At 58.6% G+C, this 21,771-nt stretch carries 25 protein-coding genes and 1 tRNA gene; 5 read left to right on the top strand and 21 right to left on the bottom strand.

Annotated elements, in window-relative coordinates; genetic code table 11:
- Nucleotides 1-147 precede the first annotated feature (147 nt).
- From ACYZTK_RS21520 to ACYZTK_RS21505, 4 genes are all read left to right on the top strand, one after another.
- Entirely contained in the window at nt 148-1,524 is a 1,377-nt protein-coding gene (locus tag ACYZTK_RS21520; protein ID WP_462011675.1) for an L-serine ammonia-lyase, read from the top strand.
- Nucleotides 1,525-1,566: 42 nt separating this feature from the next.
- On the top strand, nt 1,567-2,691 hold the full coding sequence (gene gcvT, locus ACYZTK_RS21515; protein WP_462011674.1) for a glycine cleavage system aminomethyltransferase GcvT: 1,125 nt from the start codon (nt 1,567-1,569) through the stop codon (nt 2,689-2,691).
- A 388-nt stretch (nt 2,692-3,079) separates the two neighbouring features.
- Nucleotides 3,080-3,292, top strand: a complete 213-nt coding sequence (locus ACYZTK_RS21510) for a cold-shock protein (protein ID WP_462011673.1) — start codon at nt 3,080-3,082, stop codon at nt 3,290-3,292.
- A gap of 96 nt (nt 3,293-3,388) precedes the next feature.
- Nucleotides 3,389-3,877, top strand: coding sequence for an RDD family protein (locus tag ACYZTK_RS21505; RefSeq protein WP_462011672.1), 489 nt, complete (start codon nt 3,389-3,391; stop codon nt 3,875-3,877).
- Nucleotides 3,878-4,389: 512 nt separating this feature from the next.
- Here ACYZTK_RS21505 and nadA read toward each other — a convergent pair.
- The 19 genes from nadA to ACYZTK_RS21410 all read right to left on the bottom strand — a co-directional run bounded on the left by nadA (nt 4,390) and on the right by ACYZTK_RS21410 (nt 19,502).
- On the bottom strand, nt 4,390-5,448 hold the full coding sequence (nadA, locus tag ACYZTK_RS21500; protein WP_462011671.1) for a quinolinate synthase NadA: 1,059 nt from the start codon (nt 5,446-5,448) through the stop codon (nt 4,390-4,392).
- A 270-nt stretch (nt 5,449-5,718) separates the two neighbouring features.
- Nucleotides 5,719-5,794, bottom strand: a tRNA-Lys gene (locus ACYZTK_RS21495).
- 63 nt (nt 5,795-5,857) lie between these two features.
- The gene (queC, locus tag ACYZTK_RS21490) at nt 5,858-6,550 is read right to left on the bottom strand and encodes a 7-cyano-7-deazaguanine synthase QueC (protein WP_462011670.1); all 693 of its coding nucleotides are present in this window, start codon (nt 6,548-6,550) and stop codon (nt 5,858-5,860) included.
- A 1-nt stretch (nt 6,551) separates the two neighbouring features.
- On the bottom strand, nt 6,552-7,199 hold the full coding sequence (gene queE / locus ACYZTK_RS21485; protein ID WP_462011669.1) for a 7-carboxy-7-deazaguanine synthase QueE: 648 nt from the start codon (nt 7,197-7,199) through the stop codon (nt 6,552-6,554).
- A gap of 167 nt (nt 7,200-7,366) precedes the next feature.
- Nucleotides 7,367-8,200: a tol-pal system protein YbgF gene (gene ybgF / locus ACYZTK_RS21480; protein WP_462011668.1), complete on the bottom strand. Its 834-nt coding sequence runs from the start codon at nt 8,198-8,200 to the stop codon at nt 7,367-7,369.
- Nucleotides 8,201-8,206: 6 nt separating this feature from the next.
- Nucleotides 8,207-8,707, bottom strand: a complete 501-nt coding sequence (gene pal, locus ACYZTK_RS21475; protein ID WP_045058224.1) for a peptidoglycan-associated lipoprotein Pal — start codon at nt 8,705-8,707, stop codon at nt 8,207-8,209.
- Nucleotides 8,708-8,759: 52 nt separating this feature from the next.
- Nucleotides 8,760-10,040 (bottom strand): Tol-Pal system beta propeller repeat protein TolB, encoded by a 1,281-nt coding sequence (gene tolB / locus ACYZTK_RS21470; RefSeq protein WP_462011667.1) that lies wholly within the window; start codon nt 10,038-10,040, stop codon nt 8,760-8,762.
- A 17-nt stretch (nt 10,041-10,057) separates the two neighbouring features.
- Nucleotides 10,058-11,137, bottom strand: coding sequence for a cell envelope integrity protein TolA (tolA, locus tag ACYZTK_RS21465; protein WP_462011666.1), 1,080 nt, complete (start codon nt 11,135-11,137; stop codon nt 10,058-10,060).
- Nucleotides 11,137-11,589 (bottom strand): protein TolR, encoded by a 453-nt coding sequence (tolR, locus tag ACYZTK_RS21460; protein WP_462014946.1) that lies wholly within the window; start codon nt 11,587-11,589, stop codon nt 11,137-11,139. Before tolR ends, tolA begins: the two co-directional genes overlap by 1 nt.
- 23 nt (nt 11,590-11,612) lie before the next feature.
- The gene (gene tolQ, locus ACYZTK_RS21455; protein WP_017340467.1) at nt 11,613-12,308 is read right to left on the bottom strand and encodes a protein TolQ; all 696 of its coding nucleotides are present in this window, start codon (nt 12,306-12,308) and stop codon (nt 11,613-11,615) included.
- The gene (gene ybgC, locus ACYZTK_RS21450; RefSeq protein WP_462011665.1) at nt 12,298-12,765 is read right to left on the bottom strand and encodes a tol-pal system-associated acyl-CoA thioesterase; all 468 of its coding nucleotides are present in this window, start codon (nt 12,763-12,765) and stop codon (nt 12,298-12,300) included. The genes tolQ and ybgC overlap by 11 nt, the downstream gene beginning before the upstream one ends.
- A 126-nt stretch (nt 12,766-12,891) precedes the next feature.
- Nucleotides 12,892-13,953 (bottom strand): Holliday junction branch migration DNA helicase RuvB, encoded by a 1,062-nt coding sequence (ruvB, locus tag ACYZTK_RS21445; RefSeq protein ID WP_462011664.1) that lies wholly within the window; start codon nt 13,951-13,953, stop codon nt 12,892-12,894.
- Nucleotides 13,954-14,568 (bottom strand): Holliday junction branch migration protein RuvA, encoded by a 615-nt coding sequence (ruvA, locus tag ACYZTK_RS21440; RefSeq protein WP_462011663.1) that lies wholly within the window; start codon nt 14,566-14,568, stop codon nt 13,954-13,956. It abuts the gene before it with no gap.
- 114 nt (nt 14,569-14,682) lie between these two features.
- Complete coding sequence (gene ruvC / locus ACYZTK_RS21435; protein ID WP_019693260.1) at nt 14,683-15,207, bottom strand: crossover junction endodeoxyribonuclease RuvC; 525 nt, start codon at nt 15,205-15,207, stop codon at nt 14,683-14,685.
- A 158-nt stretch (nt 15,208-15,365) separates the two neighbouring features.
- A complete protein-coding gene (locus tag ACYZTK_RS21430; protein ID WP_462011662.1) occupies nt 15,366-16,112 on the bottom strand; it encodes a YebC/PmpR family DNA-binding transcriptional regulator in 747 nt (248 codons plus the stop codon).
- Between the two features lie 119 nt (nt 16,113-16,231).
- Entirely contained in the window at nt 16,232-18,007 is a 1,776-nt protein-coding gene (aspS, locus tag ACYZTK_RS21425) for an aspartate--tRNA ligase (protein ID WP_462011661.1), read from the bottom strand.
- 109 nt (nt 18,008-18,116) lie between these two features.
- Nucleotides 18,117-18,338: an FmdB family zinc ribbon protein gene (locus tag ACYZTK_RS21420; RefSeq protein ID WP_045058234.1), complete on the bottom strand. Its 222-nt coding sequence runs from the start codon at nt 18,336-18,338 to the stop codon at nt 18,117-18,119.
- A gap of 129 nt (nt 18,339-18,467) precedes the next feature.
- Nucleotides 18,468-18,800: a ribbon-helix-helix domain-containing protein gene (locus tag ACYZTK_RS21415; protein WP_462011660.1), complete on the bottom strand. Its 333-nt coding sequence runs from the start codon at nt 18,798-18,800 to the stop codon at nt 18,468-18,470.
- 231 nt (nt 18,801-19,031) lie between these two features.
- Nucleotides 19,032-19,502: a Dps family protein gene (locus ACYZTK_RS21410; protein ID WP_045058235.1), complete on the bottom strand. Its 471-nt coding sequence runs from the start codon at nt 19,500-19,502 to the stop codon at nt 19,032-19,034.
- A gap of 308 nt (nt 19,503-19,810) precedes the next feature.
- Here ACYZTK_RS21410 and ACYZTK_RS21405 point away from each other — a divergent pair, with 308 nt between their 5' ends.
- Entirely contained in the window at nt 19,811-20,413 is a 603-nt protein-coding gene (locus ACYZTK_RS21405; protein ID WP_462011659.1) for a cold-shock protein, read from the top strand.
- Between the two features lie 61 nt (nt 20,414-20,474).
- On the opposite strand, the gene ACYZTK_RS21400 is transcribed toward ACYZTK_RS21405, so the two are convergent.
- Nucleotides 20,475-20,681, bottom strand: a complete 207-nt coding sequence (locus ACYZTK_RS21400; protein WP_462011658.1) for a SlyX family protein — start codon at nt 20,679-20,681, stop codon at nt 20,475-20,477.
- Nucleotides 20,682-20,684: 3 nt separating this feature from the next.
- Nucleotides 20,685-21,110, bottom strand: coding sequence for an HIT domain-containing protein (locus tag ACYZTK_RS21395; protein ID WP_462011657.1), 426 nt, complete (start codon nt 21,108-21,110; stop codon nt 20,685-20,687).
- Between the last annotated feature and the right edge of the window lie 661 nt (nt 21,111-21,771).

The following is a 21,771-nucleotide window of genomic DNA, read 5'->3' as shown; positions in this document are numbered from 1 at the left end:
GGAGCTGTCGAGTGCAACGAGGCTGCGATCTTTTGATCTTGAGATTCAAGAGCAACAGCAAGGTCAAAAGATCGCAGCCTGCGGCAGCTCCTACATGAAGCGTCTCGCGTGTCATTGGCGCCCATAACAAGAAACCGGAGAACAACCATGGCTTTAAGCGTGTTCGACCTGTTCAAGATTGGCATCGGCCCCTCCAGTTCCCACACCGTCGGCCCGATGCGGGCTGCCGCACGTTTTGCCGAAGGCTTGCGCCGTGAAGGGCTGCTGGCCGCGACCCATTGCGTCAAGGTCGAGCTCTACGGCTCACTCGGCGCCACCGGCAAAGGCCACGGCAGCGACAAGGCCGTGCTGCTCGGCCTGGAAGGCGAACACCCGGACACCGTGGACACTGAAACCGTCGCCGCGCGCCTGCAGGAGATCCGTGGCAACGCACGCTTGAACCTGCTCGGCGAGCACAGCATCGCGTTCAACGAAAAAGAACACCTGGCGATGATTCGCAAACCGTTGCCCTACCACCCCAATGGCATGATCTTTCGCGCTTTCGATGTCGCCGGGTTGCAAATCCGCAGTCGCGAATACTATTCAGTAGGCGGCGGGTTTGTGGTCGACGAGGACGCTGCTGGTGCTGATCGCATCGTCGAAGATGCGACCAAATTGACCTTCCCGTTCAAGAGCGCCAAGGATCTGCTGGGTCACTGTGCCACCTATGGCCTGTCGATCAGCCAGGTGATGCTGACCAACGAAAGCGCCTGGCGACCGGAAGCCGAAACCCGCGCCGGCCTGCTGAACATCTGGCAAGTGATGCAGGACTGCGTCGCCGCCGGATGCCGCAACGAAGGCATCCTGCCCGGCGGCTTGAAGGTCAAGCGCCGGGCCGCCGCGTTGCACCGTCAGTTGTGCAAGAACCCCGAATCGGCCCTGCGTGATCCGCTCTCGGTGCTGGACTGGGTCAACTTGTACGCCCTGGCGGTCAACGAAGAAAACGCCAATGGCGGACGTGTCGTCACCGCGCCCACCAACGGTGCAGCCGGGATCGTCCCGGCGGTGCTGCATTACTACATGCGCTTTATTCCCGGAGCCAACGATGACGGCGTGGTGCGCTTCCTGCTCACCGCTGCAGCCATCGGCATTCTGTACAAGGAAAACGCCTCGATTTCCGGCGCCGAAGTTGGCTGCCAGGGTGAAGTCGGGGTCGCCTGCTCGATGGCGGCCGGCGCCCTGTGCGAAGTCCTTGGCGGCAGCGTGCAGCAGGTAGAGAACGCTGCGGAAATCGGCATGGAACACAACCTCGGCCTGACGTGCGATCCCATCGGCGGCCTGGTGCAAGTGCCGTGCATCGAGCGCAACGCCATGGGCTCGGTCAAGGCCATCAATGCAGTACGCATGGCCCTGCGCGGTGACGGCCAGCACTTCGTCTCCCTCGACAAGGTCATCCGTACCATGCGCCAGACCGGCGCCGACATGAAAAGCAAATACAAGGAGACCGCCCGTGGCGGTCTGGCAGTCAACATTATCGAGTGCTGATGCCCGCGCATTGGCCTTTGCACACTTTTTCAGGAGCTGAACATGTCCACCGAACAATTACTGAAAACCCCGCTGCACTCGCTGCACATCGAACTCGGCGCGCGCATGGTGCCGTTCGCCGGCTACGACATGCCGGTGCAATACCCGCTAGGCGTGATGAAAGAACACCAGCACACCCGTGATCAGGCCGGGCTGTTTGATGTCTCGCACATGGGCCAGATTCGCCTGACCGGCGCCAATGCCGCCAAAGCCCTGGAAACCCTGGTGCCAGTGGACATCATCGACCTGCCGGTGGGCATGCAGCGTTACGCCATGTTTACCAACGAGGCCGGCGGCATTCTCGATGACCTGATGGTCGCCAACCTCGGTAACGACGAGCTGTTTCTGGTGGTCAACGCTGCTTGCAAGGACCAGGACCTGGCGCACCTGCGCCAGCACATTGGCGAGCAGTGCAGCATCGAACCGCTGTTCGAAGAGCGCGCACTGCTGGCCCTGCAAGGCCCCGCCGCCGTGACCGTGCTGGCGCGCCTGGCGCCGCAAGTGGCGAAGATGACCTTCATGCAGTTCAACCGCGTCGAGCTGCTGGGCGTCGAGTGTTTCGTCAGCCGCTCGGGCTACACCGGTGAAGACGGTTTCGAGATCTCCGTGCCGGCCGCCAATGCCGAAGCCTTGGCGCGCGCCCTGCTGGCCGAGCCTGAGGTTGCTGCAATCGGCCTGGGCGCTCGCGATTCCCTGCGCCTGGAAGCTGGCCTGTGCCTGTATGGCCATGACATGAACACCGAGACCACCCCGATCGAGGCCAGCCTGCTGTGGGCCATCTCCAAGCCACGCCGTGCCGATGGCGCGCGTGCCGGCGGCTTCCCTGGGGCCGAGACCGTGTTCGCGCAACAGCAAGGTGGAGTGAGCCGCAAACGAGTCGGCCTGTTGCCGCAGGAACGTACGCCGGTGCGCGAAGGTGCAGAGATCGTCAACGAAGCGGGCGAGATCATCGGCAGCGTCTGCAGCGGCGGTTTTGGACCAACCTTGGGCGCACCTTTGGCCATGGGGTACGTCGACAGCGCCTACATCGCGCTCGACACACCCGTATGGGCGATCGTCCGTGGGAAAAAGGTGCCTTTGCTTGTAAGCAAAATGCCATTTGTTCCGCAACGCTACTATCGTGGCTGATTGACTGTTTCTATAAGTAACGCGGCTGCATTAACAGTGCACTAATGTGTAAGGCAGCCGCCATAAAACAGTGCAGTCGTTCGATAATGAACTTCACTTATAACGATCGAAAACAATTGAACACGCTTATCGAATAAGCCTGCACCAGTGGACGACTAACCGCCGCCAAACTTAGCAAAACCGGGCCCCTCACAGGGGCTTGTTTTTTATCGGCTAGTTGGCGTAGAGTTTGTTCACTGTGTTTGCATGGGTCGCTTGGAACCGTGACCTGGGCAGTAGCCTACAAGTTAGCTACATCCCGCTCGACGTCTTCTTACTCTCCTGCAACCAGCCCCACTCTTTCATGAGAAAGAGGCTGTCATTAATTTTTGCGTCAAAGGAATAAGAAATGTCCCAACGTCAGAGCGGTACCGTCAAGTGGTTTAACGACGAGAAAGGTTTTGGTTTTATCACTCCAGAAAGCGGTCCGGATCTGTTCGTGCATTTCCGCGCTATTCGGGGCAATGGCTTCAAGAGCCTGAAAGAAGGTCAGAAGGTGACTTTCGTTGCTGTGCAGGGCCAGAAAGGCATGCAGGCTGACGAAGTACAGGCAGAAGCTTAATCTTCTGTAACGAAAAAGCCCCTGATGCTGACATCAGGGGCTTTTTTGTGCGCGCAATTCCGTAAAATGAGTTCTTTTTTCCGCCGAGAGCCTGCCATGTCGAAACACCTGCTGAAGCCCCAGGGCGAATTCCCCGCCGCTGGCCTGGGTCGTCGTCTGGCAGCGATGTTCTATGACTTCCTGTTGTGCACCGCTCTGCTGATTGTCACTAGCGGCATTTACAAGATGGCCCAGATGGCGATCATCGGCGAAGACCGGATGCGCACCCTGACCGAAGCCGGAGCACTGGACGGTGATCCGTTGCTGTCGACGCTGTTGCTGTTTGTGCTGTTCGGTTTTTTTGCCAAGTTCTGGACCTGGTCGGGTCAGACCCTGGGTATGCAGGTGTGGGGGATTCGGGTGCAGAACGCTGACGGCTCATCCATCAGCCTTTGGCAGGCGTTGTTGCGTTTCGTGGTGTCGATTGCTTCGCTGCTGTGCGTGGGACTGGGTTTTATCTGGTCGTTGTTTGACAAGCAGAAACGCAGTTGGCATGACATGTATTCAGAGACGCAGTTGGTGCGGATTCCCAAGAAGGCGAAGTGATCGCTTTGCTGGGTGGCGTACATATCCGTTATTTTTGTCATGGTTTCTATTGGTTTCGCCCTTACGGCGACTCACTTTGAAAAGCCCAAAGTAAGCAAAGGCTCTTGCCCCACCACTTGGCACCTCGCTAAGGCTCGGTGTGCCCTCACTCCGGCATTGCTCCGCGGGCCGCTGCGACGGGCCATCCCTGGCCCAGCGCAGCTAAACCGGCATCCTTGCCGGTTTACCCGCTACGCAATGCCTGCGTTCGGCCAGCGTGGTTAACGGGGCGCCTGCAATCTACGGCCTCGCCGTGGCGGCCTTCGGGCCGACCAAGGCATCAAGCCGGCGCGCTTCGCTTGTTGGCGTGCACACCCCTTGAATTTAAAAATGGCGCCCTGTGGGGACAGAGTACCTGTGGGAGCAAAGCTTGCTCGCGATAGACGCCAACGGAAACGCGTGCTGTCAGGATTAACGCGGCGCCTTGGAATCAATCGCGAGCAGGCTCACTCCTACAGGGGATGATTTTCGAATCAGGCGTTACCAGCCAATTTCATCCGCGCAGCCTGGGTAAAGTCGAGCATCCGCTTCAACGGACGGATTGCCTGCGGAATCAACGCTGGATCAACAAAGATCTCATTCGTCCCCTCCTTCAAGCTCTTCAGTACGCGTTCAAGCGTATTCATCGCCATCCACGGGCAATGTGCGCAACTGCGGCACGCTGCGCCGTTACCCGCCGTAGGGGCTTCGATGAAGACCTTGTCGGGGCACAACTGCTGCATCTTGTAGAAGATACCGCGGTCAGTCGCCACAATAAGCGTCTTGTTCGGCAGGCTCTGCGCCGCCGCGATCAGCTGACTGGTCGAACCCACCGCGTCTGCCAACTCAATAACCGCCGTCGGCGACTCCGGGTGCACCAAAATGGCCGCGTCCGGGTACAGCGCCTTCATATCCTCAAGCTGCTTGGATTTGAATTCTTCGTGAACGATGCAGGCACCGTCCCACAGCAGCATGTCAGCCCCGGTCTTGCGCTGGATATAGGTGCCCAGATGCTTGTCCGGCCCCCAGATGATCGTTTCGCCGTTATCCATCAGGCTTTCCACGATCTCCAGCGCGCAGCTCGAGGTCACTACCCAGTCGGCCCGGGCTTTGACCGCCGCGGAGGTATTGGCATACACCACCACCGTACGTTCCGGGTGCTGGTCACAGAACGCCGAGAACTCGTCCACCGGGCATCCCAGGTCCAGCGAGCAGGTCGCTTCCAGGGTCGGCATCAGCACGCGTTTCTCGGGGTTGAGAATCTTGGCAGTCTCACCCATGAACTTGACGCCAGCGACCACTACGGTCTTGGCCGGATGGGCATTGCCGAAACGGGCCATCTCCAGCGAGTCGGAGACGCAACCGCCAGTCTCTTCGGCAAGCGCCTGGATGACCGGATCACAATAGAAGTGGGCAACCAGCACCGCGTCCTGAGCCTTGAGCTCGGCAGCGATGGCGGCGCGATAATAGGCCTCTTCCTCGGCGGTCAGCGGCTTGGGCTGCTTGGCGTCGAGGTGGGCTTGAACCAGAAGGCGTTCGGAAATCTGCGTCATGTTCGCAAGACCTGCAAGCGCTTGCGCGCGAAAGTCGAGTATACACCCGGCTCCGGACCTCTTAGAGGCACCGCCGGGAAAGTGAGTATTCATCAGGCACGGACAACGTTGGAGCTGCGCAAGGCTACAGAATATCCAGTGGATGCAAAAGATCATTCTGAAATGCGCTGATGCGGGCCCGATCCGGGCCGGACTCAAATCGCGGGCAAAAAAAAATCCGGAAATCCTCACTTGCGTGGGCCTTCCAGACTTTTAAAACTGCTACAAAAATGGTGGGTCGTGTGGGATTCGAACCTACGACCAATTGGTTAAAAGCCAACTGCTCTACCAACTGAGCTAACGACCCGCTGTGTGGTGGCGCGTATAATACTGATTTTTAAGGACTATTCAACACCTAATTTGAAATAAATCAAAAATAGCGGGTTGGGTCGCTGATTCCGGCTGCCGCGAAGCCTTCTGCACGCAGGCGGCAGCTGTCGCATTTGGCGCACGCACGGCCGTCATCGTCGGCCTGATAGCAGGAAACCGTCAGCGCGTAATCGACACCCAGCTTTACCCCGGCCTCGACGATCTGCGCTTTGCTCAGGTTCTGCAACGGCGCCTGGATGCGGAAGCCGTTGCCTTCCACGCCAGCCTTGGTCGCGAGGTTAGCCATGCGCTCGAAGGACTCGATGAACTCGGGACGGCAATCCGGGTAACCGGAATAGTCGACGGCGTTCACACCAATGAAGATGTCACGCGCACCGAGTACTTCAGCCCAGCCCAACGCAAGAGACAGGAACACCGTGTTTCGTGCGGGAACGTAGGTAACCGGAATGCCTTCACCGGCCTCCTCCGGGATATCGATGCTGCTGTCGGTCAGTGCCGAGCCGCCCATGCCGTTCATGTTCAAACCGATGACCTTGTGCTCGACCACGCCCAGGTCCCGCGCGACGCGTTCGGCCGCGTGCAGCTCGGCGTGGGAGCGCTGACCATAATCGAAACTCATGGTGTAGCAGCTGTAGCCTTCTGCTCGGGCCATGGCCACGACCGTGGCCGAATCCAGGCCGCCGGACAGGAGGATTACCGCACGTTTTTCCGCAGAGTTCAGTTGTTCAGTCATTTCAGCGCCCCGGCTCGTCATTCCATAGATATTTATGCAGCTGCAGTTGCAGGCGCACTGGCAGGTTGTCCGCCACGACCCAATCCGCCAGGTCCCGAGCATTCAGGTCATGGTGACTGGGGGAAAACAGGACTTCGCCGGCACGCCGATCCAGACCGTACTGAATCAGCTTGGACACGGCCCAGTCGTAGTCTTCCCGGGAACAGATGACAAACTTCACCTGGTCGTTGGGCGTGAGCAGCTCGATGTTTTCGTAGCGATTGCGGTGCGCTTCCTTCGAACCCGGGGTTTTCAGGTCGACGACGCGACTCACCCGCGAATCTACTGCCGCGATGTCGAGCGCACCACTGGTTTCCAGTGACACTTCGTAACCGGCATCACACAGGCGCTTGAGCAGAGGGATAGCGTTGGGTTGCGCCAACGGCTCGCCGCCGGTGACACACACATAACGCGGACGAAAGCCGGCCACTTGCTCGAGGATGTCATCGAGCGGGCGAACCGTGCCGCCCGTGAAGGCGTAGGCGCTGTCGCAGTACTGGCAACGCAGTGGACAACCGGTCAGGCGCACAAAAACAGTGGGCAGCCCGGCCGTCCGCGTTTCACCCTGCAACGAGTAAAATACTTCGGTGATTCTCAATGTGTCTTGCATAGTCGCCACGGGCGTAACAGCTAAACAGGCTGTCCGCCTCCGTCAGGCACTTGAAGGAACCCCGCCAACGCGCGAATTCCAAAAAGCGGTGTTTCAGAAAAAGGGCGTGAATTCTAACGAAAAAACCCGCAGCAAGTGCGGGTTTCTTCAAAACGGTTCAGGCAGCCTTACATTCGCTGCAAGTCGCGCTGGGCCAACTGTGCGGCGGAAGTCCCAGGATATTGGGCAACCACCTGCTGCAGAATGCCTTTGACCTTGTCGGTATGACCCAGTCGGCGTTCCACGTCAGCCAGCTTGTACAGCGAGTCAGGCACCTTGGCATGCTTGGGATACAGCTGCGAAACCTTGGCAAACGCCTGACCTGCACCTTGCAGGTCGCCTTTGGCCAGGTTCACTTCGCCCAACCAGTACTGGGCGTTACCCGCGTACTGGCTGTTCGGGTACTTGCGCAGGAAAGCGGCAAAAGCCTGGCTGGCCTTGTCGAAATCCTTGGCCTTGATCAAGTCGAAGGCTGCATCGTAATACAGTTTTTCCTTCGCCGGATCAGCCGGCTCGGTACCTGCTGCCTGGGCCGGTGCCTGGGCGGCAGCCGCTCCAGCACCTGCTGCTGCACCGGGGGCATTCAAATCGCCACCGGTGGAAGAATTTTCAGGAGTCGCGGCTGGTGCAACGCCGGATCCAATGCGCCGATCAAGATCCTGGTATCGCTCCAGGCTTTCCTGCTTCATGCGCGATACATCGTTTTGCAGAACTTCAATGATGCCTTGTTGGCGCGAGATCTGCTCCTGCATGGATTGCAGTTGGTTGAACAGCTCGCCCTGTGCCGAGACAGGGGCCGAAACCCCTCCCCCGGCATAGGCGCCGTTCGTACCGTAACCCGCAGGCGGATAACTGCTCCCGCTATTGCCGGAGTTGTTATCGACCACAGGAACCGCAGCCCACACCGCAAGCGGTGCGAGGCTGAGAGCCAGAATAGTTACAGCACGACGGCACGTTCGCATGACGAATTACTTACGCAGTTCGACGCGACGGTTTTGAGCCCAGGACTGCTCGTCGTTGCCGGTAGCAACTGGACGCTCTTCGCCGTAGGAAACCAGTTCCAGCTGAGCTGGAGAAACGCCTTGCAGTACCAGGTAGCGCTGAACGGCTTTCGCACGACGCTCGCCCAGTGCCATGTTGTACTCACGAGTACCACGTTCGTCGGTGTTACCTTCCAGAACAACGCGAGCGCCGTTAGCTTTCAGGTCCTTGGCGTGAACGTCCAGAGCGCGCATGGCTTCTGGCTTCAGGTCCGAACTGTCGTATTCGAAGTAGAAAGTGGTGATCGCGCGCAGAGCAGCTTCTTCGCTCAGGGAGCCGTCAACTGCACCAGTGTTGGCGCCGTAACCAGCGTTTGGATCAACAGCAGCGCCTTCACCGGCATTGTCGCCGCCTTTGGACGAGCAACCTACAGCTACAGCCATGGCCAGAGCCAGCGCAGCAAATTTACCAAACTTCAGCATTTCCATCGTGAAACTCCTAATGAACCCCAGTGTGTTAAGTACAACGTGTAGCGCCGCGTCAGTTCAGGTAAGGGGACCAGGAAGGTTCTCTGACTTCGCCTTGTGCGGTAGGAAGCGGGAGCCTTACGCGTCCATTGATGGACACGAGCATCAAGACTCCCCGGCCCTGCTGGCGGGTGGCGTAGATTACCATGGTGCCGTTGGGCGCAACAGTAGGCGACTCGTCCAGAGTGCTATCAGTGAGTATCTTTACACTACCGCGCTGCAAATCCTGGGCCGCCACCTTGAAATTGGTGAAGCCTTCCTGACGATGGATCATCACCAGGGTCTTTTCGTCAGCTGACAATTTAGGGTTGGCGTTGTAGTTACCGATGAAAGTTACACGCTCCGCACCACCACCGCCTGCGCTGGTCTTGTAGATCTGCGGCTTGCCGCCACGGTCGGAGGTGAAGTAGATGGTCGAACCATCTTTACCCCAGAACGGTTCGGTGTTGATGCCGGGACCATTGGTAACACGAGTGATCTGACGCGAACCCAGGTTCATCACATAGATGTCAGGGTTACCATCTTTGGACAATACGAATGCCAGGCGCTGACCATCCGGCGACCAGGCTGGCGCGCCATTCAGGCCTTCGAAGTTGGTGATCTGCTCGCGGCGACCGGTGTCGATGTTCTGCATGAAGATACGCGGACGCTTCTGCTCGAACGAGACATAGGCGATGCGCTTGCCATCCGGTGCAAAACGCGGCGACAGGATCGGCTCGCGTGATTGCAGCAGGGTGACCGCGCGGGCACCGTCGTAGTCCGAACGTTGCAGCGTGTAGCGCGTGTTCTTCTCGGAGAAACGCTCGGCTGTCACGTACAGCAGGCGAGTCGAGAACGCACCTTTGATACCGGTGAGTTTTTCAAACGACTGGTCAGCGATGTAGTGCGACATGTCACGCAATTGATCAACACTGCCCGACACGCTGCCGGTCAGCACTTGCTGCTCGGTAGCGACGTTGAACAGGGCATATTGAACTTGCAGGCGACCGCCCGCTGGCGCAATGCTGCCGACCATGACGTACTGGGCGCCCAGCGCCTTGAAGTCACGGTAGATGATTTCGCTGGCCTGGCTTGGCTGGCTGATCATGTTCTGTTTCGGGATCGGCGAGTAGTAACCCGAGTTGCGCAGGTCATTACCGATGATCTCGGCCATGTCGTCCGGCAGCACGCTGCCGCCCTGGTTGCCGAATGGAACAACTGCAATAGGTGTCGCCCGATCACTGCCACTGGTGACCAGAATGTTCTTTTCATCTGCTACCGCCATCCCTGCCAGGCAGCAGATAGCGACAAGCATTCCTCGAAGAAGGTTTCTCACAAGGCTAGATCCTCAGGTGTGAATGTCATCTTGAATGAACGATACGGAGCAAAATCGCTCGGCTTCATTCCCTGCATTTCTGTCAAACGTCCAATATTCTTGACCGCTGCCACTGCCGAAGCATCGAACGGACCATCGCCGCTGGATCTGCCGACGGTGACCGAGGTCACTGTTCCATCCGGCAACATGCCGATTTGCAGCACGACCGTCATGCCTTTGCGTGCCGAAGGTGGGCGAGCCCAGCCCTCTGCTGCTCGAGCACGAATCAGGTCATCGAAACTGCCAGCGACTTCGTCGCCCTGCTCGTCCGCCAAGGCTTGTTGACGCTGCGGCGTGTCGGAAAGCAAATCTGCCAAGGCCTGGGCCTTTTTGTCTTCGGCGGATTTACGGGCCGCTTCCTGCGATTTTTTCTTCGCAGCATCGGCGGCAGCTTTCTTCTTCGCGTCTTCGGCGACTTTCTTCTTCGCCTCTTCAGCGTCGGACTTCTTCTTGGCGTCTTCTGCAGCTTTTTTCTTCGCGTCTTCGACGATCTTTTTCTTCGCTTCTTCAGCGGCCGCTTTCTTGGCCTCTTCTTCAGCAGCCTTCTTGGCTTCTTCTTCAGATTTCTTCTTGGCTATATCAGCCAATTGTTTCTCTTCAACCTTTTTGGCTTCGGCGGTCTTCTTGGCTTCGTCGGCTTTCTTGGCCTCATCAGCCTTTTTCGCCTCGTCCGCTTTCTTGGTCTCGTCGGCCTTCTTGGATTCTTCGGCCTTTTGAGCCGCATCTTCCTTCTTTTGTTCCGCAGCCTTGATGGCTTCCTGCTCGATCTTCTTCTGCTCCATCTGCTCGACTTCGGTCTGGCGCGCGGCGGATTTCTTCGCCTCACCCGCAATCTTCTGATTGGTCTGGGTGGTCGCCTGACTTTTCGATTTCAGCTGGTACAGAGTCGCCTGGACGATCGGCCTGGCCGGCGGCAACTCCGGCGTCATGGCGAAGCTGACAAACAACATGCCGAATACCAGCACGTGCAAGCCAATCGCCCAGACACTAGGCCAGAAGTAGCTTTCCGAGGCTGTCGGCTCTCGTTGTTGCTGCATCAGGGCGCCTCGGTAATCAAGCCAACATTACCGACCCCGGCTTTCTGGAGACCGCCCATGGCGCCCATGACCGATCCATAATCGACGGTCTTGTCGCCTCGAATGAAGACCTGGGTGTGCTTGCCGCCTTCAGTGCCGGCGCGAATGATCTTGGTCACCGCGTCGGTCATCTGCGGCAAGGTCATGGCCTTGTCCTGCTGTTTCTGGGTATCGACTTCGCTGCCAAGGTTCCAGTAATAGGTCTTGTCAGCCTTGATCGAAATGGTCAGGACCTGAGTATTGTTGTCCTGCGGCAAGGCTTCGCTGGAAACCTTGGGCAGATCAACTTTCACGCCCTGATTGAGCATCGGCGCGGTCACCATGAAGATGACCAGCAGCACCAGCATCACGTCGATGTAGGGCACTACGTTCATCTCGGCGACCGGCTTGCGCTTTTTGCGAGCTCGAGCGATTAAAGCCATTGGAAATTACCTGCTTATTCTTCGCTGGTGTGCACTTTGCGGTGCAGGATCGCCTGGAATTCATCGGCGAAGGTGTAGTAGCGGCTGATCAGCGTTTCGCTGCGGGCAGCAAACCGGTTGTAGGCGATAACAGCTGGAATCGCGGCGAACAGGCCGATCGCAGTGGCGATCAGGGCCTCGGCGATACCCGGGGCCACAGTGGCCAGGGTCGCTTGCTGCGCAGTGGCCAGGCCACGGAAGGAGTTCATGATGCCCCACACCGTACCGAACAGGCCGATGTACGGGCTCACCGAACCCACGGTCGCGAGGAACGGCAGGCTCTGCTCGAGCTTTTCTTCTTCGCGGGAGATGGCTACGCGCATGGCACGGGCCACGCCTTCCATGACCGCTTCCGGATCGACGCCTGGCTGCTGGCGCAGACGGGAAAATTCCTTGAAACCGGCGCGGAAGATCTGCTCGACGCCGGAATCCGGATCAGGGTTGCTACCGGCCTGACGGTACAACTTGGACAGGTCGATACCCGACCAGAAGCGCTCTTCGAAGCTCTCCAGGGCACGTCGACCGGCGCGCAGCAGGTTGCTGCGCTGAAAAATCATGATCCATGAGGTCACCGATGCGGCTACCAGGATCAGCATTACCAGTTGCACCACAATACTGGCATTGCTGACCAGGCTCCACATGGAGGAATGGTCGACGACGTTAGCTTCCACGCTTTATCTCCTGCTTTGAGTGTGTACCCGCGCCGCTCACGTCGGCAAAGGCCGCACGTAGAGCTTCGGGAATGGCCCGGGGTTTTAAACTTTCAGTGCGCACACAGGCCACCAGAAACTGCCCCTCGCAGAGCAGCACATTATCCGTTGCCCGCCTGACCTGCTGCTTGAAACGCAGGCTGGCACGGTTCAATTCACTTACTTCAGCGCTTACCAGCAGTTCGTCATCCAGTCGCGCCGGCGCGTGGTAACGCGCTTCGCTGGAATGCACGACGAACAACAGGTCCTCCCCTGCCAGCTGGGATTGGGCAAAGCCCAGCTCCCGGAGCCGCTCGGTTCGAGCCCGTTCCATAAACTTGAGGTAATTGACGTAATACACGATGCCGCCCGCATCGGTGTCCTCGTAATAAACGCGACAACGATGTGCGAAAGGCTCAAGCCCGTTTTGCGCGCGCATACTCTAGTGCTTACTCCTCAGGTTGCCAATCCGGCCAGGCAACTGTTTTTCATTGTTCTGCGGCTTTCTCACGAAAGTACGGTCCTCAGACAGCACAAACCCCGAATCGATCAGCCCGCAAAGTGATTAATCGTCAACTGCGCCGAGGAATTCGTCTACCACCGGCATCTCTCCCATTCGTGACGGGATGTTTAAACCGAAGTGCAGGTAGGCGTGCCGCGTCACCACCCGCCCCCGGGGGGTGCGCATGATATAGCCCTGCTGGATCAGGTACGGCTCAAGGACATCCTCGATGGTATGACGCTCTTCGCTGATGGCTGCCGCCAGGCTGTCTACCCCGACCGGGCCACCATCGAATTTCTCGATCATGGTCAGCAGCAGGCGCCGGTCCTGATGATCAAAGCCGCGTTCGTCGACATCCAGCAGGTTCAAGGCCAGGTCGGCGATCGGCTTGGTGATGTGGCCCTTAGCCCGAACTTCGGCGAAATCGCGCACTCGCCGCAGCAGCCGGTTGGCGATCCGCGGGGTGCCCCGAGCCCGGCGGGCAATTTCGAAGGCGCCCTCAGGATCGAGCGGCAGACCGAGGATGTTCGCCGAACGACTGACAATCGTAGCCAGGTCCGCAGTGCTGTAGAACTCCAGGCGCTGCACGATACCGAAGCGATCGCGCAGGGGATTGGTCAGCATGCCGGCTCGCGTGGTCGCCCCCACCAGGGTGAATGGCGGCAGGTCGAGCTTGATCGAACGCGCAGCCGGACCTTCGCCGATCATGATGTCCAGCTGGAAATCTTCCATGGCCGGATACAGCACTTCCTCGACAATCGGCGAGAGGCGATGGATTTCATCGATGAACAGCACGTCGTGCGGCTCGAGGTTGGTCAGCAGCGCAGCCAGGTCGCCCGGGCGCTCAAGCACCGGACCGGAAGTGCTCTTGATCGACACCCCCATTTCCTGGGCAATGATGTTGGCCAGGGTGGTTTTACCCAGGCCCGGCGGACCGAAAATAAGCGTGTGGTCCAGGGATTCGTTGCGCCCGCGAGCCGCCTGGATGAACAACTCCATTTGCTCACGGACGGTCGGCTGGCCGATGTACTCGGCCAGGCTGACGGGACGAATCGCGCGGTCCTGAACCTCTTCGCGGTCGCGCGGGCCGGGCGCGGCGGTAATCAGACGGTCAGCTTCAATCACTTAAATCATTCCCTTCAGGGCACGACGAATCATGTCTTCACTGCTCAAACCTTTCTCCTTGATCGAGGAAATCGCCTTGCTGGCTTCCTGCGGCTTGTAGCCCAGGGAAATCAGCGCGCTGACCGCGTCATTTTCGGCAGTGGCGACCGGCGCCACATCCGGACCACCTGGCTGGTTCGGCACCAGGGCGAACATCGCCGGTACCGTTTCCCACGCCTTGAAGCGATCCTTGAGTTCCACCAGCAAACGCTCGGCCGTCTTCTTGCCCACGCCCGGTACCTTGGTCAACGCCGAGGTGTCCTGGGACTGCACGCAGCGCACCAGCTCGTCGACTTCCAGGCTCGACATCAAGGCCAGCGCCAGCTTCGGCCCCACACCATTGAGACGGATCAACTCACGAAAGAAGTCTCGCTCACGCTTGCTGGCGAAGCCATAGAGTAACTGCGCGTCTTCGCGTACGACCAAATGGGTGTGCAGCGTCAGCGGTTCGCCGACCGACGGCAGGCGATACAACGTGGTCATGGGCACTTCCAACTCATACCCCAGACCATTTACATCCAGAATCAGGTGCGGCGGCTGTTTCTCAGCCAGTGTGCCGCGCAAGCGTCCAATCACGTTTCAGATCCTTGAGCGTTGGCCAGAACGGGCTGGCGACAGACAGGAGAAAGATTTTTGCGCCGACGACACAGGCGCAGGCCTCTTGATCCTGGAAAAGATGTGCTGATGCTATCAGAGACGCAGGCGCCCGCCACGACTGCGTGCCGTTCCCAGGCCGTGAGGCAGCAAGCTTGAGCGGGTGTGGGCATGGCAAATGGCGATGGCCAGGGCATCCGAGGCGTCGATTTGCGGCTTGCTGGTGAGCTTCAGCATGTGCATGACCATCATCTGCACCTGCTCTTTATTGGCTGCGCCGGTGCCGGTGACAGCTTGTTTCACCTGGGTGGCGGTGTATTCGGCGATTTCCAGGTTTTCTTCGGCGCCGGCAACGATCGCCGCACCCCGGGCCTGGCCCAGCTTCAGCGCCGAGTCGGCGTTGCGCGCCATGAAGACCTTTTCGATGCCCATAGTGACCGGGCCGTAGGTCTGGATGACTTCGCGCACTCCGCGATAGACGATTTGCAAGCGCTCGTGCAGCTCGCCGGAGCCGGTGCGGATGCAACCCGACGCCACATACACGCAGCCGCGCCCGGTATCACGTACCACGCCATAGCCGGTGATGCGCGAACCGGGGTCGATGCCAAGAATTAAAGTCATAACGCCTGCGGAAGGAGATCGCGGTGCCTCAGGATATCCCCGTAGGAGCTGCCGAAGGCTGCGATCTTTTGGTTTGTGATCTTTAAGATCAAAAGATCGCAGCCTTCGGCAGCTCCTACAGTGTGGGCGCCTGAAGATTGCGATCGATATAGCGTGCTTCAACCCAGCTGTGCGGCTACCGATTCCGGGATATCCGCATTGGAATAGACGTTCTGCACGTCATCCAGGTCCTCGAGCATGTCGAGCAGCTTGAGCACCTTTTCGGCGCCCTCCAGGTCCAGTTCGGCACTGGTGGTCGGCAGCATCACGATTTCCGCGTCATTGGCGTTGAACCCAGCCTCTTCCATAGCGTTACGCACCGAGTAGAAGCCAGCGAACGAAGTAAACACGTCGATGGAGCCGTCTTCGTTGGTGACCACGTCATCAGCGTCGGCTTCCATCGCCGCTTCGATCAACGAGTCTTCATCAACACCCGGCGCGAAGGAAATCTGCCCTTTGCGCTCGAACAGGTAGGCCACCGAACCATCAGTCCCCAGGTTGCCCCCGCACTTGCTGAACGCATGGCGCACCGCCGCGGCGGTGCGATTGCGGTTGTCGGTCATGCACTCGACCATCACCGCCACGCCACCCGGGCCATAACCTTCGTAGGTCAGCTCGACCATGTCGTCGGTATCGGCAGCACCGGCGCCGCGCGCCACGGCGCGGTCGATGATGTCGCGACTCATGTTCGCGCCCAGGGCCTTGTCCAGCGCCAGGCGCAGGCGCGGATTGGAACCCGGATCAGCGCCGCCCTGGCGGGCAGCAACGGTCAGTTCACGGATCCACTTGGTGAAGATCTTGCCTTTCTTGGCATCCTGACGTTCTTTGCGGTGCTTGATGTTCGCCCACTTGGAATGACCCGCCATAACTCGCTCCGAATTCACTTTTGAAACGTTGCCCGCCACGCGAATTGCGTCGGCCAGCAACTGGAAATCTCGACCTAAAGAAAAGGCGCACCCCGGAGGATGCGCCTTGACGGCCAGCCTTACTCGGCTTTCGGCGTTTCGCGCAAACGAATGTGCAATTCGCGCAATGCCTTGGCATCTACTGCACCCGGAGCCTGCGTCATGACGTCAGCCGCGCTCTGGGTTTTTGGGAAGGCAATCACTTCACGGATCGACTGGGCGCCGGTCATCAACATGACCAGACGGTCCAGACCGAAGGCCAGGCCACCGTGCGGCGGCGCGCCGTATTTCAGGGCGTCGAGCAGGAAGCCGAATTTCTCTTCCTGTTCCGCTTCATTGATACCCAGCAGGCGGAATACGGTCTGTTGCATTTCCTTGCGGTGGATACGGATCGAACCGCCACCCAGCTCGGTGCCGTTCAGGACCATGTCGTAGGCACGGGACAGAGCGGTCGCGGGGTTGGCTTCCAGTTCCTGCGGGGTGCACTTCGGCGCGGTGAACGGGTGGTGCAAGGCGCTGAAGCTACCGTCGTCGTTCTCTTCGAACATCGGGAAGTCGACGACCCACATCGGGGCCCACTCGCAGGTCAACAGGTTCAGATCGTTGCCCACCTTGATCCGCAGCGCGCCCAGGGCTTCGCTGACGATCTTGGCCTTGTCGGCACCGAAGAACACGATATCGCCGTCGACCGCGCCAACGCGATCAAGGATCACATTGAGGTTGGCTTCAGGGATGTTCTTGACGATCGGCGACTGCAAGCCTTCGACGCCTTTGGCGCGCTCGTTGACCTTGATGTACGCCAGGCCCTTGGCACCGTAGATGCCGACGAACTTGGTGTAGTCGTCGATCTGCTTGCGCGGCATGCTCGCAGCACCTGGAACGCGCAGTGCGGCAATACGGCATTTCGGATCGTTGGCAGGGCCGCTGAATACCTTGAAGTCGACTTCCTTGAGCTGGTCGGCAACGTCAACCAGTTCCAGCGGGTTACGCAGGTCCGGCTTGTCGGAACCGTAACGGCGCATGGCTTCTTCGAAGGTCATGTGCGGGAAGTCGCCGAATTCCAGATCCAGCACTTCCTTGAACAGGTTGCGGATCATTTTTTCGGTGATGCCCATGATCTCTTTCTCATCGAGGAAGCTGGTCTCGATGTCGATCTGGGTGAATTCCGGCTGACGGTCAGCGCGCAGGTCTTCGTCACGGAAGCACTTGGCGATCTGGTAGTAGCGGTCGAAGCCGGCGACCATCAGCAGTTGCTTGAACAGCTGCGGCGATTGCGGCAAGGCGAAGAAGGAACCGGCGTGGGTGCGGCTCGGCACCAGGTAGTCACGAGCGCCTTCGGGAGTGGCACGGGTCAGGATCGGCGTTTCGACGTCGAGGAAACCGTTCTCGTCCAGGAAGCGACGGATGCTGGTGGTCATGCGCGAACGCAGACGCAGCTTCTCGAGCATTTCCGGGCGACGCAGGTCGAGGAAGCGATAGCGCAGACGGGTTTCTTCACCAACGTCGGAGAACTCGTTGAGTGGGAACGGCGGAGTTTCCGACTCGTTCAACACTTCGAGCTCATAGCCCAGCACTTCGATCATGCCCGAGGCCATGTTGGCGTTGGTGGCGCCGGCCGGACGCAGACGCACCTTGCCGGTGACCTTGACCACGTACTCGCTGCGCACACGATCGGCGACGGCGAAGGTTTCAGCGCGGTCCGGATCGAACACCACCTGGGCCAGACCGTCACGATCACGGATATCGAGGAAAATCACCCCACCGTGGTCACGGCGACGGTGAACCCATCCGCAAAGGGTAATTTCCTGGCCTTCCAGGGCTTCGTTCAGTTGGCCGCAATAATGGCTGCGCATCATGGTAATGGTTTCACTTCTCGTAATTCGAAATTCGGCAGGAGGTCTTGCCCATCCCGGGTGCTGGATGATGCAGGAGCTCGCACGTGTCGTTCAACTCGGACCCTGAAATCTAGTCAGCTTTGTCGCCGCCGGCCAGGTTCTTCTTGGAACCGGTCTTGAAATCGGTCTCGTACCAGCCGGTGCCACTGAGGCGAAAGCCTGGCATCGACAGCATTTTCTTCAGCTCTGGCGCCTGGCAGGCAGGGCAGTCAACCAACGCAGGAGCGCTGATTTTTTGAATGGCTTCCAACTGATGACCACAGGAAGCACATTGATAGTCGTACATCGGCATGGGGGTTGTCTCGGCGATCAGATTGCAACCGCAAACCCGGGGTTTTGCGGCAAAGAGCGGGATTATATCGATTAAATGCAGCCAGTGCAGCCGTAAGACTGCACAGACCGACACTCTGCAACTTTCACCTCAATGACCCAGTGAACGAGCTTCCTTGAGGCTGTGCACTACGCAGACAACCCGGACCAGGCCGCTGAAATTTTTCACCCCGCCGTGACGCAGATGCACTTCGCGATCGACATGGGACAATAATGCGCTGATCGAGCAGCTGTTGATCCTGGCCATGTCGCCGAGAATGTCCCAGTAGACCTGTTCCAGCCGCAGACAGGTGGCAAACCCGTTCAGGCGCACCGATCGCGACAACGGCTGGGCCAGGCCCATGTCGAACTCACTGACGAATGGATCAATTCTCTTGACCTTGGGTGCGTCGACCCGGCCCTCTGTACCCCTGCAATTATCCATATCCTTGACACTCCTTTGTCATCCCTGGCGCTTGGCAAGCAAGCTCGCCTCTATAGAAGCGCAGGGAAAAAGGGATATCCAGATGACTTTTTAACCATCTGCGTAGGATTTTCCTGCAACTGCAGGAGGATCATGGAGCGGGTCCTACTTCGGACAGTTTCCTGCAGCGTCCGAAGCAAGATCGCTCAAGGTAAAGGGTGATGGACTACACACAACTGCTCTTGCGCCCTGTTACTGATCCAGCAGTGAACGCAGCATCCATGCAGTTTTTTCGTGAACCTGCATGCGCTGGGTCAACAAGTCGGCGGTGGGCTCGTCACTGACCTTGTCGAGCAACGGGAAAATACCCCGGGCCGTGCGCGTGACGGCTTCCTGGCCGGCCACCAACTGCCGGATCATGTCCTCGGCATTCGGCACCCCCTCTTCTTCCTTGATGGAAGACAGCCGCGCGTAGATGGAATAGGCGCCCGGCGCGGGAAACCCGAGGGCGCGAATGCGCTCGGCGATCGAATCCACCGCCAGGGCCAACTCGTTATATTGCTCTTCGAACATCAAGTGCAGGGTGCGAAACATCGGCCCGGTGACGTTCCAATGGAAGTTATGGGTTTTCAGATAAAGTACGTAAGTGTCCGACAGCAGGCGCGAAAGTCCGTCCACGATAGACTTGCGATCTTCTTCACTGATACCAATATCAATTGCCATGCGGTTCCCCTAAAGCTGATGAATTCCATTCACTAGGTGCAGCACCACTCTAGCAAGGCTGTCGCCATACCGCAGCACCCAATGGCCTGCCACGCTGCGACAAATTGCCCGCACCACGCCGCTGGACTGCCTGATTTGAGTAGCTACAAGCTTTGCTGTTAAATAGGCAGTGTGTCGCCATCGTCTATTTTTCCGGACGCGGCGCATAGGCTGACCCCGGATACGTGCCCAACGCCTCTTATTGTTCTGAAGCGAACCGTGCCCCGCCAGCTCTTCCTTGTGATCCGTCTTAACGTGAGTTAATCAAAATGTTGAAAATCGTCCACCTGCTAATGGGCGCAGCGGCTTTGCTGCTGTCCTTCATCCCTAGCCTCCGTACCGAAGCTGTTCCTTACCTGCAACAACCCGATGCACTGTACCTGGCCTTTTTCGGCCTGCTCAACCTCACCCTCGCGCCTGTCATTCCCTACTGGAACAAAGGCCCGCGCCATCAACTGCAAAACCTGGTCAGCGCCCTGCTGGTACTGGCTGTAGTCCTGCAGACACTGACGCTTCTTGCGGAGATTCCTTTTGTCTCCGGTCAACCCAACGTTCTGTTCAGCCTCGCTGCTGCCGTCATTGCCGTTCTGCTGCACCTGGCGATCAGCTTCTACAAATCTTCACCGGCCGCTGCTTCGCCGAGCTACGACATGACCAACCGCGATACCGGCACCGTCAAGTGGTTCAACACCTCCAAGGGCTTCGGCTTTATTTCCCGTGACTCCGGCGATGACATCTTTGTGCATTTCCGGGCCATTCGTGGCGAAGGTCACCGCGTCCTGGTCGAAGGCCAGCGCGTGGAGTTCTCCGTGATGAATCGCGACAAGGGCCTGCAAGCCGAGGACGTGATCGCGGCTCTGCCGCGTCGCTGATTGCTGGCTGAAAAAAAACCGCGAACAGCCAGGCTGTTCGCGGTTTTTTATTGCTTGCTGTTTAGTAATGGGGTGGCGGCGCCTCTTCCTCGGAAGACTCGAACTGGCCGACCATCTCCGCCTGGCGACGAATCAGCGCCGCCATCTGCAGCTGCAGGCGGTCAACGACTGACTGCTGCGCAACCAGCACATCGTTAAGGGTATTAATGGTGTCATCCTGAAAGGCCAGGCGGCTTTCCAGGTCGTTGACGCGCTCCTCAAGACTCATGATTCAACCCTCCAGAAACGTGAAACCTTCAGTTAATACAAGCTGCAGCCGCTCGCGGATGGCGGCGACCTGCTCGGTACTGTACGGCCTGGCCGGGTGCTTGCCCCAGACCGGCGCCGGCCATGCGGCGTCTTCGCGTTTACGCACGATGACATGCATGTGCAACTGGCTGACCACATTGCCCAGCGCCGCGACATTCAACTTGTCGGCGTCGAACGAGTCCTTTAGCACCTCAGACAACGCGGTGGTTTCCTGCCACAGCTGCAGCTGATCGGCGACATCCAACTGAAATATCTCGCTGATATCGTTGCGGCGTGGCACCAGGATGAACCAGGGGTAATTCGAATCGTTGGACAAGAGCAACCGGCAGAGCGGGAAGTCCCCGATCGTCAAGGTGTCTTGTTGAAGGCGTGAATCCAAGGCAAACACTGCGCGCACTCCCAGCGGGTGGTCATTTTCGGCCCGACGCTCATCTCGACGAATGAGCGACCCGGCAACAGACGCGCAGCATACCTGCGAACGCCGCTGGCTTCACGACCATCGACGACTGCAGCTAGCGCGCTCCGACATGGGCCATTTTTGTGCGGGACGCACCATTTCAGCACCAACAGGGATGGAAAAAGCGCTGAAGTGACTGATTAACAAGGCAGCGTCCGCGACCGCAGCATGCAAGCGCTGAGTGAATTCAGGACAGCGTTGCAAATTTTTTGCACCAAAACCGCACAGTGCGTCTACGCTGATGCGTCGGGCTTCCGCCTTTTACTCACTGAAGGGGTGAACCGGTAACATTTTTACTTGTCGCGCGGGCGATCAGGAACGTGACACACGATGCCCCTCGCGGCGTCAAGCCCGAACCACTGGGCTTGAAACCCCCGGATTCATGAGGTTTTTAAGGCAGCAAGCAGGCGTTCAGAAAAAAAAACAGTGTTTACCTGATTTGAGCACGCTTGTTGCATTCACACCCACATCGCCTTTTGCGTACCCACTGGAAGTGGAAGCGCCGAGGCAAATAAAAACAGTGGCAAGGTAGCCCAATGGAGATTCACTCGTTTCACCAAGGACTCTTTTTACCGATGCTCAGGCCCTGGAA

It is taken from the genome of Pseudomonas sp. LB3P31 (assembly GCF_054897945.1).
The sequence above is the reverse complement of the archived record's forward strand: the minus strand, read 5'-3'. Positions and strand labels throughout refer to the sequence as shown.